Here is an 11605-nt window from a genome sequence, read left to right as displayed (position 1 = left end):
TTCTCAGCATCTTCTCCTTGAGTTTGGTGGAGGAGAAAAGCAAATGAACAACTGCGGCATCTGCAAGCTCTCGGGCCTTGCCTGCACCTGCGGCGCAGCCGCGAATGACAACTGCCAGTTCGATCCCACCTTCATCCGGCTGCCGCCAGATGGTGTTCTCGCGAACGAGTCAGCCGTTCATCGGCTGGCGATGGCCTATCGCGGCAAGGGCCTGTCACGTCGCGCGATCCTCGATCATCTGACCGATGCGTTCGTTTCGTTTGAAGGTGTGGCCGTCGATGCGCGCGGCAATCGCATCGAAGTTCCGGGAATCGAAGTGGACGATACCTTCCGCACAGAAGACGATCCCTCCGAACGCTGGATTTCGGATTTCCTCCGCGCTGGCGTCGCTATGCCAAGGCGAAAAGCGCAGGCAAGAGTTCTTCCTCGCTTGCGGCTGTTGTGGCTGGCTCTGGCTATAACCAACCGCGTGCAGGCTGAACTGGCAGTCGCCTGATGAGGAGCGCCGCGATCAAGGTCGCGGGCTTCGTTGCAAAAGTTGCAATAAAGCCAAGCATCATGGTAATATTATTACATGCGCGTGAGATGCGCGCGGGGCCATCGGGGGGAACTCAGGCCCTTATGATTTAACGAATGCGCTTGGGGAGAGTAATTCCCCCCGACTGCCAAACAGGCATCTGTAAATCGGACTGACCTTGCTCATTCGAGCGCTGCTAAATGCGGCGGGACAGGCTTTCGATGAAGACGCTATCGCCCGAAGAGTTGCTGGAACTGCGCCAGGAGATTTCCGGCATTGCCATTCCGCAAGATCGCGCGGACGAACTGATCCGCCTCATCGACGCCATCGCCATATCCTTCATCGATCAGCATTTCGGATTGGATAGCGTCCAGCTCTCTCTTTCTGCGCGGGCTAACTACGCTTTTTCCTGCCAAGACTCTTGCGAAAGAGTCCAGTCATCCGATAGATTCAACGCAATAGCTGCGGATAATAATCACGCGGCTCTAACAGATAGTGCGGCGAGGCACTTAGCGCCATGACAAGAAAAACCAATCAACAGGCTCTTATTTACTGCCGTGTCAGCACGAAGCGGCAAGCTAAGGAGGGCAACGGCCTTTCCTCGCAGGAAACAAGATGCCGTGAATATTGCCAACACCGGGGCCATCAGGTGCGAGCCGTATTCACGGATGACGTGTCTGGTAGCCTCGCTGAGCGTCCCGGCTTCGACGATATGCTCGCCTATGTGCGCAAGAACCGGAAGCTGGGGCTGGTTGTCGTTATCGACGATATCAGTCGGATGGCTCGTGACGTTCGCCATCACTTCGACCTTAAAGAGCTGATCTTCCGCGCAGGCGCTACCCTTGAGTCTCCTTCCATCGAGTTCGGCGAAGACTCCGACAGCATCCTGATCGAGCATCTGCTCGCCAGCGTATCCCAGCATCAGCGTCAGAAGAATGGCGAGCAAGCCAAGAACCGGATGCGTGCGCGTATGCTCGGCGGGTACTGGGTGTTCAACGCGCCTATCGGCTATCGCTATCAGCGCAGCCCGGCTGGTGGCAGCATCCTTATCCGTGAAGAACCCGTTGCCTCTATCATCAGCGAAGGGCTGGAAGGCTACGCAAGCGGGCGCTTCAACTCACAAGCTGAGGTGAAACGCTTCTTCGAAGCGCACCCGCAATTTCCCGTGACGCGCCACGGCCACCTGACGAACGAACAAGCCAATCGGATCATGACCAATCCGGTTTATGCCGGATATGTCGAGAGCGAAGTCTGGGACGTGTCTCTTCGCAAAGGGCAGCATGAAGGCGTCATCTCGCTTGAGACGTTCCAGCGGGTTCAGGAACGGCGCGCCGGAAAGCCCGTCGCGCCCGCACGGGCAGACATCCATGCTGACTTCCCGCTGCGCGGCTTTGTCGTCTGCGGCGATTGCAGCCATCCCATGACCGCAAACTGGACCAAGGGCCGCACCAACACATACCCTTATTACGTCTGCCGCCATCACGGTTGCGAGCGCTTCGGCAAATCCGTGAAGCGCGCCGTTGTCGAAGGGGCCTTCGAGGAACTGCTGCGTCAGCTTGTGCCGAGTGCGGACCTCTTCAATCTTTTCTCCAAGCTGTTCCGCAAGCGGTGGGCCGAAGCGGAGTCGAAGGTGAAGGAGATACGCGCCGCGCTGAAGCTTGAAGGCGCTGCCATCGAAAAGAAGATCGCTCAGCTGCTCGACCGCATCGTCGAGTCTGAAAGCCAGACGGTGATCGGCGCGTATGAGCGCAAGGTTGAAGAGCTGGAGCGCGAGAAGCTCGTCATCGCGGAAAAGACTGCCCGCTGCGGCACTCGTGCAGACAGCTACGACGAGACTTTTCGAACCGCTTTCGAGTTCCTCGGAAACCCTTGGAAACTATGGGAAAATGGCACGTTCGAGGATAAGCGAATTGTGCTGAAACTGACGCTCGCCACTCATCTGGAATATGACTGGGATGAGGGCGTTCGAACCGCTGAAATATCCTTGCCGTTCAGGCTGTTACAGGATGTTTGCGACCGAGAAAAGGTGATGGCGGAAGCGGTGGGATTCGAACCCACGGACGGCTCGCACCGTCGCTGGTTTTCAAGACCAGTGCCTTAAACCACTCGGCCACACTTCCTTGCCGGATCGCCCGGTCGGGCGGACGCCATAGCAGGCGAACGCCCCATTAACCAAAGCGGAAATGTCTTCGGTCATCCTGTTTTTGGACGAGTGTGACGAGGCGTGCCGATGCGAATTGGACAGTGGATCCGGAGCGGCCTGGTTTTGGGGCTGTTCTCGCTGCTGGCGGCCTGTTCGACATTGGGCGGCGGGCGAGGCGGCGGCGCCGCGCCGGTGGTCAAGGATCCGGCCCCGATCGTGTCGGGCACGATGCGGCCCTATCAGGTGCGCGGGCGGTGGTATACGCCCAAGGAACAGCCCGATTATGACGAGGTCGGTCTGGCCTCCTGGTACGGCGACGCCTTCAACGGTCGGCCGACCTCGACCGGCGAACGGTTCGACATGCGCCAGCTGACCGCCGCGCATAAGACCCTGCCGCTGCCGGGCCTGATCGAGGTCACCAATCTGGAGAACGGCCGGCGGATCGTGGTGCGGGTCAATGATCGCGGGCCGTTCGTCGATGGGCGAATCATCGATCTGTCGCGGGGCGCGGCGCAGGAGCTGGATCTGCTGCGGCAAGGCGTGGGGCGGGTGCGGGTTCGCTATCTCGGCCGTGCGCCGCGACTGGGCGGAGGCGCTGTGCTCAGGGCCGAGGCGGCGGCGCCCGCTCCCTCGACCTCGGCCGAAGCCCCGGTCGGCGCGGGCGGCGGCTTCTGGGTCCAGGCCGGGGCGTTCAGGGATCAGAACAGCGCGCGGCGGACCGCGCGCAGGCTGGGCGAGCGCGCGACCGTGGACGAGACCGGCGGACTGTACCGCGTTCTGGTCGGTCCCTGGGGCGACGCCAATGCGGCCGAGACGGCCCGTCAGGCGGTCGTGGCGCGCGGATATGCGGACGCTCTGTTGATATCCGGCGGCTAAGGCTTGCCTCCCGCGCTGCGGACGCCATTAGTGCGCCCGTGACCCGTGGGAAATTCATCAGCTTCGAAGGCGGAGAAGGCTCCGGCAAGTCGACTCAGGTCGGGCGGCTGGTCGAGCGGCTGCAGCCCGTTCTGGGCGACCGCCAGGTGGTCCGCACGCGCGAGCCGGGCGGATCGAAGGGGGCGGAGGTGATCCGCAACCTCGTCGTGGCCACCGACGCCGAGCCCTGGTCGGCCATGACCGAGACCCTGCTGATGTACGCCGCGCGCTCGGATCACCTGGAGCGGACCATTCGGCCGGCGCTGGCGGCGGGCGACTGGGTGGTGTGCGACCGGTTCGCCGACAGCAGTCGAGCCTATCAGGGCGCGGGCGGGGGCGTCGCCCAGAGCTTTATCGAACAGATCGATGCGGGCGTGGTCGGAGACGATCAGCCGGACCTGACCTTGGTGTTCGACCTGCCGGTCGAGGTGGGGCTGGAGCGGGCGTTCGGGCGCGGCCTGTTCGAGACGCGGTTCGAATCCAAGGGGCTGGAGTTTCATCAGCGGCTGCGCGAGGGCTTTCTGCGCATCGTCGAGGCCAACCCTAATCGGTGCGTGCTCATCGACGCCGTGGGTTCACCGGACGAGGTCGAGGCGCGGGTCTGGCGGGCGGTGCAGGACCGGCTGCTGTGAGCGAGGACCACCCGCGCGACCGGTTCGACCTGGTCCCCGACGCGGCGGCGGAAACGGCCTTTCTGGACGCCTGGGAGCGGGGGCGGCTGCACCACGCCTGGCTGTTGTGCGGGGTCGAGGGGACGGGCAAGGCGACCTTCGCCTATCGCGCGGCGCGGCGGCTGCTGGGGGCGGCGGCCGATCCAGGGCGGGGGCCGCTGGGGGCGCGGCGTGACGATCCGGTCAGCCGGCTGATCTCGGCCCAGTCCCATCCCGACCTGCTGGTGCTGGAACGGATGGTCGAGGGGGGCAAGACCAAGAAGTCGATCTCGGTCGATCAGTCGCGCGACCTGCCCGAGTTCTTTTCCAAGAGCCCTTCCCAGGCCCAGCACCGGGTGGCGATCATCGATGCGGCCGACGACCTGAACATCAATGCGGCCAACGCCTTGCTGAAGGTTCTGGAGGAGCCGCCCGAGCGGGGGGTGCTGTTCCTGGTGACCCATGCGCCGGGGCGGCTGCTGGCCACGATCCGGTCGCGCTGCCGGCGGCTGAGCTTCCCCATCTGGACGCCGGAGCGGCTGGAGACCCTGGTGCGGAACCGGACGGGGGCGGAGCCGGAGGCGGCCGAACATGCGGCGGCCATGGCGGGCGGGTCGCCGGGCGCGGCCCTGGCCCTGGCGTCGGGGGCGACCTTCGAGATGGACCAGTTGGCGCGGCGCTGGGTCGAGGGGGATGTGGACCGGGCCGAGGCCCTGGCCATAGCCGACAGGTTCCGGGGCGCGGAAGGGCAGGAGCGGTTCGACATCCTGATGGACCGGCTGATCGCGGCGGTGCGGATGCGGGCCCTGAACAGTGCGCCCGGCTTCGGCAACCGTTGGGCCGAGCTGTGGGAGCGGCTGCAGCCGTTGCCGGAGCGGGCGGCCGGGTTGAACCTGGACCGGGGCGATGTCCTCGCCGGGGCGCTGGCCGACCTGAAACGGGTTCAGGCGCAAGAGGAACGGAGAGGCTGATGCTGATCGACAGCCATGTGAACCTGCACGCCCCCCAGTTCGACGAAGACCGGGACGCGGTGATCGCCCGGGCGCGCGAGGCTGGGGTCGGTCTGATGGTCGAGATCTCCGACAAGCTGACCACCTTTGAAGCGACCCACGGGATCGCCATGGCCAACGACGACATCTGGTGTACGGTCGGGGTCCATCCGCACGAGGCCAAGGACGCGGCGGACCTGACGGCGGCGACCCTGGTGGAGCTGGCGCAGCGGCCCAAGGTGGTGGGGATCGGGGAGTGCGGGCTGGACTTCCACTATGACTTCAGCCCGCGCGAGATCCAGGCGGCGGTGTTCCGCCAGCATGTGGCCGCAGCGCGCGAGACCGGTTTGCCGCTCGTGATCCATACCCGCGAGGCGGATGAGATCATGGGGGCGATCCTGAAGGAGGAGCACGCCGCCGGCCCGTTCAAGATGCTGATGCACTGCTACACCAGCGGTGCGGAACTGGCCGGAATCGCTGCGGAACTGGGGGCCTGGTTCTCGGTCTCGGGGATCGCCACCTTCAAGGCGGCCGAGGATGTGCGGGCGGTGATCCGGGACATGCCGGCCGACCGTATAATCGTCGAGACCGACTGCCCCTATCTGGCGCCCATCCCGCATCGGGGGCGGCGCAACGAGCCGGCCTATATCGGCCATGTGCTGGACAAGCTGGCCGAGATCCGGGGCTGGAGCGCCGAGGAGGCGGACCTGAGAACCACCGAGGCCTTCTTCGGCCTCTTTGACCGGATACCGAGATCGGCATGAGCTTCGAAGTCGTCATCCTGGGCAGCGGTTCGTCGGGCGGTGTGCCGCGCGGCGACGGCGACTGGGGCGTCTGCGACCCGGCCGAGCCGAGGAACCGGCGGACGCGCTGCTCGATGCTGGCGCGCAAGACCGGGCCGGAGGGGACGACCAACATCCTGATCGACACCTCGCCGGACCTGCGCGAACAGATGCTGGCCAGCGAGACCCGGCATGTGGACGCCGTCCTCTATACCCACGACCATGCGGACCAGACCCACGGGATCGACGATCTGCGCACCTTCGCCACGCGGGCGCGCAAGCGGATCCCGGCCTGGATGGACGAGGCGACCCGAACGTCCCTGTCGCACCGGTTCGACTATATCTTCGAGAGCAAGTTCGGCTATCCGCCGCTGCTGGACGCCCAGGTCATTCCGCCGCACGGCACGACCTGGTCGGTGGAGGGGCCGGGGGGCGCGATCCCGGTCGTGACCTTCGACCAGGGGCACGGGCCGATCCGGTCGGTCGGCTATCGGCTGGGCGACATGGCCTATTCCAGCGACGTGTCCGACCTGGACGAGGCGGCGATCCGCGCGGTGGCGGGGTGCCAGGTCTGGATCGTCGACGCCCTGCGCTACACCCCCCATCCGACCCACGCCCATCTGGACCGGGCGCTGGAATGGATTGCGGCGGCGGACGTCGAGCGGGCCGTGCTGACGAACCTGCATATCGACATGGATTACAAGGAACTGTCGGCGATTGTTCCGGCCAATGTCGAGGTCGGGTTCGACGGCTGGACCTGCATGATCGGCTGAGTTTTTGGCAAGGTTCCGCTGGAAAGCGGACGTTTGGGACATCTGTTCGGGGTGAAAGGCGGAACTTGCCGATAGAGGCGGTTTGAGCGACGTTCGGTGTATGATCGCGACTCCCGCCCCATTGACGACGCTCGGGTTAGCTGGCGATGGCGATGACCTCGACGTGCTGGTCGCGATTGAACGGTCGTTTGGCCTTTCTTTCAAGGACGAGGAAACTTCTTCCTGGGAGACCGTAGGCGACTTTTACGAAGCCGTTCTGAGCAAGCTCGCCACGACGGTGATACAAGGCAAGTGCTCGACTTCGATGGCGTTCTATGACGTGCGGCGGTTTCTACGGAGCAGGGGAAGCGCCGGTGTTATTCGCCCATCGACAAAGCTCCGGGACCTAACGCGAATACGTCAGGCTGCCGTGCTGAAGGCTTTGGCCCAAGAGACGGAAACGGCGCCTGTTCCTCTGACCTTGGGGGGGAAGACTTTTTTGGGGATCGCGCTGCTGATATTCGGCATTGCTGGCCTTCTAGCCTCTCATTCCCCGATCATGGCTGTTCTTTCGGCCATGGGAATTGTTGCGGGCTGGGTTGTCGTGCGCTCTGGTGTCGCATCATTCGGAACGATGTCCGTTGGCGATCTTTCGACGGGAATCGCGCTGTCCAACTTTGCCGTTTTCGCCGCAAAGGGCGCTGACGCTCGGCCGACGACAGTCTGGCGGATATTTCGAGATTTGCTAGCGCGGGAAGCTGGCGTTCGTCCGGAGTTGATTTCCCGCCAGACAAGGTTGTTGGCGTAGCGCCGAGCAGACCATCCGAACGTCGCATATGGGGCGGGAACCGTCTTAGGCTAGCGGCCAGAAAGCCGATCAGCCCCCTCTGACGAGGGCCGGATTGTCGCACGATCGCAGCGATGCGCCACCTTTTGTCTACGCCGTCCCCTCCGCGACCATCGACCGGGCGACGGCTTCGGCGACCTTGATGCCGTCGACGGCGGCCGAAAGGATGCCGCCGGCATAGCCGGCGCCTTCGCCGGCAGGGAAGAGGCCGCGCACGTTCAGGCTCTGGAAGTCGGCGCCGCGGGTCATTCGGATCGGGGATGAACTGCGGGTTTCGACGCCCGTCAGAACCGCCTGGGCGTCGTCGTAGCGGGCGATCTTGCGGCCGAAGACGGGCAGGGCCTCGCGCATGGCGGCGATCACATAGTCGGGCATCAGGGGCGCCAGGTCGGTCGGGCGCACGCCCGGTTTGTAGCTGGGGACGACCTCGCCCAGCGCGGTCGAGGGGCGGCCCGCCAGGAAGTCGCCGACCAGCTGGCCCGGCGCGAAATAGTCGCCGCCGCCGGCCGCATAGGCGCGGGTCTCCAGATCCCGTTGCAGTTCGATGCCCGCCAACGGATGGTCGCTCGGATAATCCTCGGGCGAGATGCCGACCACGAAGCCGGAGTTGGCGTTGCGCTCGTTGCGCGAATACTGGCTCATGCCGTTGGTCACGACGCGGCCGGGCTCGCTGGTGGCCGCGACCACCGTGCCGCCCGGGCACATGCAGAAGCTGTAGACGGTGCGGCCGTTGCTGCAATGGTGCGAAAGCGAATAGGCCGCAGCGCCCAAGTCGGGGTGGCCGGCGCAGGGGCCGAACATGGCCTTGTCGATCCACGACTGCGGATGCTCGATGCGGAAGCCGATCGAAAACGGCTTGGCCTCGATATGGACGCCGCGGTCGTAGAGGGTCTGGAAGGTGTCGCGCGACGAATGGCCGATGGCGAAGACCACGTGGTCGGCCTCCAGCGTCTCGCCGGTGTGCAGGCGCACGCCCCGAAGGACGCCCTTGTCGAGATCGATGTCGGTGACCCGGTGCTCGAAGCGGTACTCGCCGCCCAGCCGTTCGATCTTCTCGCGCATGGCCTCGACCATGGTCACCAGGCGGAAGGTGCCGATGTGCGGGTGGGCCTCGGTGAGGATTTCCTCCGGCGCCCCGGCTGCGACGAATTCGGTCAACACCTTGCGGGCCAGGAAACGCGGATCCTTGATCTGGCTGTAGAGCTTGCCGTCGGAGAAGGTGCCCGCGCCGCCCTCGCCGAACTGCACATTGGATTCCGGGTCCAACTTGCTGCTCCGCCACAGGCCCCAGGTGTCCTTGGTCCGCTGCCGAACCACCTTGCCGCGGTCGAGGATGATCGGCTTGAACCCCATCTCGGCCAGGATCAGCCCGGCGAACAGGCCGCACGGCCCGGCCCCGATCACGACCGGCCGAAGGCGCTCGGTGCTGGGGGCAACGGCGACCGGGCGATAGGCGACGTCCGGCGTCGGCGCCACGTGCACGTCGTCTGCAAGGCGGGCCAGCACCGCCGCTTCATCCCTCACCTCGACATCGAGGATGTAGACTTTCAGAATCGCGGATTTCCGGCGGGCGTCGTGCGCCCGCTTCCATATCGACCAGGAGACAAGATCGTGCGGCGGCACGCCCAGCCGGGCGGCGATCGCGGCGGGCAAGGCCTCCGGCGGGTGGTCGAGGGGCAGTTTGAGTTCTGACAGGCGCAACATCCGGGGCGTTCTAGCCGGTCGAGTCTTTGGATCCTAGGCGCAAGGTCCAGGATCACGGGTGTGGGGTGCGGGGCGGGCGTGGCTGTCCCCTTCAATCCGCCCCTGCCTTATGCCCCTTCCAGTCGAACAACTCCTCCAGCACCTGAACCGCCTGACCGCGCTCGGACGCCAGGTCGGGGTCGCGGTTCAGGATCAGGCGGGCGTCGTCGGCGGCGGCCAGCATCAGGGCGCGGTGGCGGATCGGGTCGGCGAAGCGGTAGGCGGGGAAGCCGCTCTGTTTCAGGCCCAGCGGGTCGCCGCCGCCGCGCAGGCGGAAGTCTTCCTCGGCGATGACGAAGCCGTCCTCGGTGCGGCGCAGGGTTTCGAGCCGTTCCTTGGCGGTTTCACCCAGCGCCCCGTCCTGGCCGCCGTACAGCAGGATGCAGGAGCTGGCCTTTGCGCCGCGGCCGACGCGACCGCGCAGCTGGTGCAACTGGGCCAGGCCGAAGCGATCGGCGTGCTCGATGACCATGATGGAGGCGTTGGGCACATCGACCCCGACCTCGACCACGGTGGTGGCGACCAGCAGGGGAATGCGGCCGTCGGCGAAGTCGGCCATGACGGCTTCGCGCTCGGCGCCCGGCATCTGGCCGTGGGCGAGGCCGACCTCGACCCCCAGCAGGCGGCGCAGGTCGTCGGCGCGGTCGACGGCGGCGGCCAGGTCGATGGCCTCGGATTCGGCGACCAGGGGGCAGATCCAGTAGGCCTGGGCGCCGGCGTCCAGCGCCGTCTTCAACCGGGCGGCGACCTCGCCGATGCGGGCCAGGGGGACGACGGCGGTGGTGACGGGGGTGCGGCCCGGCGGCTTCTCCATCAGACGGCTGACATCCAGCTCGCCGTATTGGGTCAGCTCCAGGGTGCGGGGGATGGGGGTGGCCGACATGGTGAGCAGGTGGACGGCGCCCAGACGCGGGTCGCCCTTGGCCTGAAGCCGCTGGCGCTCGCTGACGCCGAACCGGTGCTGCTCGTCGATGACGGCCAGGGCCAGGCGGTCGAAGCGGACGGCGTCCTGGAACAGGGCGTGGGTGCCGATGGCGACCTGGGCGTGACCGGAGGCCAGGGCGGCCAGCTTCTCGCGCCTCTGGCCGTTCGCATCCCGGCCGGTGAGCAGGACGGAGGCGACGCCGGCCGCCTCCAGCAGGGGGCCGAGTTTTTCGTAATGCTGGCGGGCCAGGATTTCGGTCGGGGCCATCAGTGCGGACTGGAAGCCGCTGGAGGCCGCGTCGGCCAGGGCCAGGGCGGCGACGGCGGTCTTGCCCGAGCCGACGTCGCCCTGAAGCAACCGGCCCATCTGTTTGCCGGAGGCCAGGTCGCGGCGGATTTCGGCGACGGCTTGGGCCTGGGCGTTGGTCAAGGTGAAGGGCAGGGCCTGGAGCAGGCAGTCGGAGGCGGCGCCGGGTGCGATGACGGGGGCGGGCTTGATCTCGCGGGCGCGGCGACGGCGGGCCAGGGCCAGCTGGTGGGCCAGGAATTCGTCATAGGCCAGGCGCCGGCGGGTCGGGGCGTCGGGCGACAGGTCGGGCTCGCCCGCCGGGGCGTGCAGGGCGTCCAGGGCGGCGCGCCAGCCTAGCCAGTTCTGCTTCTTCAGCCAGGCGGGGTCCTGCCATTCCGGCAGGTCGGGGGCGGCGGGCAGGGCGGCCTGGACCAGTTTGCGCAGCTGGCGCGAGGTCAAGCCTTGCGTCGCCGGATAGACGGGTTCGGAGGCCGGGATGTCGGCGGCCTTGTCGGGCGTGACGATGTCCGGATGGACGATCTGGACCTCGCCGTTGAACCGCTCGACCTTGCCCGAGACCAGCCGGGTCTCGCCGCGCGGCAGCAGCCGGTCGATATGCTGGGGCGAGCCTCCGAACCAGACCAGGTGGACGAAGCCGGTCGGGTCGCTGGCGCGGACCTTCAGCGGGGCGACGGGGCGGCTGGGGACGAACAGGCGGTCGATGACGATCTCGAAGATCCCGACCTCGCCGTCCACGGCGGTCGCCGCCTCCATCGGCCGGCGGACGATGACGCCGGAGGGGCTGAGGAAGACCAGATCACGCACCAGCGGCCCCGCCACCTTCTGCACCAGGGGCAGGATGCGGGGGCCCACGCCCTTCAGGCTGGAGACCTCGGCGAACAGGGGGAAAAGAATCTGCGGACGCATCGCCGTGAACATAGCGTGACCATGACGGGTGGCGAAGTCCGTTCAGGAACGCTATCTGCGCTTCTTCCATTTGAGGACGCTAACGCTCGCCACGCGGTGGCTCGCTGCTTGAGCGTCCATCAACTTT

At 66.2% G+C, this 11605-nt stretch carries 11 protein-coding genes, 1 tRNA gene and 2 pseudogenes; 10 read left to right on the top strand and 4 right to left on the bottom strand.

Translation table 11 applies throughout. The annotated features are described in order from the left end of the window. Window positions 1–43 precede the first annotated feature (43 nt). From ACW178_RS11075 to ACW178_RS11065, 3 genes and pseudogenes are all read left to right on the top strand, one after another. Window positions 44–496: a hypothetical protein gene (locus tag ACW178_RS11075; RefSeq protein WP_492024561.1), complete on the top strand. Its 453-nt coding sequence runs from the start codon at window positions 44–46 to the stop codon at window positions 494–496. Window positions 497–738: 242 nt separating this feature from the next. Next, entirely contained in the window at window positions 739–1038 is a 300-nt protein-coding gene (locus ACW178_RS11070; protein WP_492024560.1) for a hypothetical protein, read from the top strand. Next, a pseudogene (locus tag ACW178_RS11065) lies at window positions 1035–1430 on the top strand (recombinase family protein); the annotation flags it as partial. The gene ACW178_RS11070 and the pseudogene ACW178_RS11065, both read left to right, overlap by 4 nt. Window positions 1431–1634: 204 nt before the next feature. Here the strand turns inward: ACW178_RS11065 and ACW178_RS11060 are convergent. Next, a complete protein-coding gene (locus ACW178_RS11060; protein ID WP_492024559.1) occupies window positions 1635–1934 on the bottom strand; it encodes a hypothetical protein in 300 nt (99 codons plus the stop codon). A 3-nt stretch (window positions 1935–1937) separates the two neighbouring features. Here ACW178_RS11060 and ACW178_RS11055 point away from each other — a divergent pair. Then, window positions 1938–2009: pseudogene (locus ACW178_RS11055) on the top strand (hypothetical protein); the annotation flags it as partial. Between the two features lie 538 nt (window positions 2010–2547). Here the strand turns inward: ACW178_RS11055 and ACW178_RS11050 are convergent. Continuing rightward, a tRNA-Ser gene (locus tag ACW178_RS11050) sits at window positions 2548–2637 on the bottom strand. 146 nt (window positions 2638–2783) lie between these two features. Between ACW178_RS11050 and ACW178_RS11045 the strand changes: the two genes are divergently transcribed. The 6 genes from ACW178_RS11045 (at window position 2784) to ACW178_RS11020 (ending at window position 7556) form a co-directional block, all read left to right on the top strand. Continuing rightward, window positions 2784–3536, top strand: a complete 753-nt coding sequence (locus tag ACW178_RS11045; protein ID WP_492024558.1) for a septal ring lytic transglycosylase RlpA family protein — start codon at window positions 2784–2786, stop codon at window positions 3534–3536. A gap of 38 nt (window positions 3537–3574) precedes the next feature. Next, window positions 3575–4207: a dTMP kinase gene (gene tmk, locus ACW178_RS11040; RefSeq protein ID WP_152950353.1), complete on the top strand. Its 633-nt coding sequence runs from the start codon at window positions 3575–3577 to the stop codon at window positions 4205–4207. Further along, a complete protein-coding gene (locus tag ACW178_RS11035; protein WP_492024557.1) occupies window positions 4204–5196 on the top strand; it encodes a DNA polymerase III subunit delta' in 993 nt (330 codons plus the stop codon). Before tmk ends, ACW178_RS11035 begins: the two co-directional genes overlap by 4 nt. Further along, window positions 5196–5978, top strand: a complete 783-nt coding sequence (locus ACW178_RS11030) for a TatD family hydrolase (RefSeq protein ID WP_287103596.1) — start codon at window positions 5196–5198, stop codon at window positions 5976–5978. The genes ACW178_RS11035 and ACW178_RS11030 overlap by 1 nt, the downstream gene beginning before the upstream one ends. Continuing rightward, entirely contained in the window at window positions 5975–6769 is a 795-nt protein-coding gene (locus ACW178_RS11025) for an MBL fold metallo-hydrolase (RefSeq protein ID WP_191558014.1), read from the top strand. Before ACW178_RS11030 ends, ACW178_RS11025 begins: the two co-directional genes overlap by 4 nt. Window positions 6770–6869: 100 nt before the next feature. Continuing rightward, entirely contained in the window at window positions 6870–7556 is a 687-nt protein-coding gene (locus ACW178_RS11020; protein ID WP_183215323.1) for an acyl carrier protein, read from the top strand. 129 nt (window positions 7557–7685) lie between these two features. Here ACW178_RS11020 and ACW178_RS11015 read toward each other — a convergent pair whose 3' ends face one another. Together ACW178_RS11015 and recG are read right to left on the bottom strand one after the other, a co-directional pair. Then, entirely contained in the window at window positions 7686–9299 is a 1614-nt protein-coding gene (locus tag ACW178_RS11015) for an NAD(P)/FAD-dependent oxidoreductase (protein ID WP_191558013.1), read from the bottom strand. A 91-nt stretch (window positions 9300–9390) separates the two neighbouring features. Further along, window positions 9391–11478 (bottom strand): ATP-dependent DNA helicase RecG, encoded by a 2088-nt coding sequence (recG, locus tag ACW178_RS11010; protein ID WP_191558017.1) that lies wholly within the window; start codon window positions 11476–11478, stop codon window positions 9391–9393. Window positions 11479–11605 lie beyond the last annotated feature (127 nt).

Source organism: Brevundimonas sp. AVps4 (assembly GCF_058681525.1).
The sequence above is the reverse complement of the archived record's forward strand: the minus strand, read 5'-3'. Positions and strand labels throughout refer to the sequence as shown.

Excerpts from the sequence above, each read along its gene's own strand:
- ACW178_RS11070 (WP_492024560.1), top strand. The coding sequence starts at position 739 with ATGAAGACGCTATCGCCCGAAGAGTTGCTGGAACTGCGCCAGGAGATT.
- ACW178_RS11030 (WP_287103596.1), top strand. The coding sequence starts at position 5,196 with ATGCTGATCGACAGCCATGTGAACCTGCACGCCCCCCAGTTCGACGAA.
- ACW178_RS11025 (WP_191558014.1), top strand. The coding sequence starts at position 5,975 with ATGAGCTTCGAAGTCGTCATCCTGGGCAGCGGTTCGTCGGGCGGTGTG.
- ACW178_RS11075 (WP_492024561.1), top strand. The coding sequence starts at position 44 with ATGAACAACTGCGGCATCTGCAAGCTCTCGGGCCTTGCCTGCACCTGC.
- recG (WP_191558017.1), bottom strand. The coding sequence starts at position 11,478 with ATGCGTCCGCAGATTCTTTTCCCCCTGTTCGCCGAGGTCTCCAGCCTG.
- ACW178_RS11020 (WP_183215323.1), top strand. The coding sequence starts at position 6,870 with ATGATCGCGACTCCCGCCCCATTGACGACGCTCGGGTTAGCTGGCGAT.
- ACW178_RS11015 (WP_191558013.1), bottom strand. The coding sequence starts at position 9,299 with ATGTTGCGCCTGTCAGAACTCAAACTGCCCCTCGACCACCCGCCGGAG.
- ACW178_RS11060 (WP_492024559.1), bottom strand. The coding sequence starts at position 1,934 with ATGGCTGCAATCGCCGCAGACGACAAAGCCGCGCAGCGGGAAGTCAGC.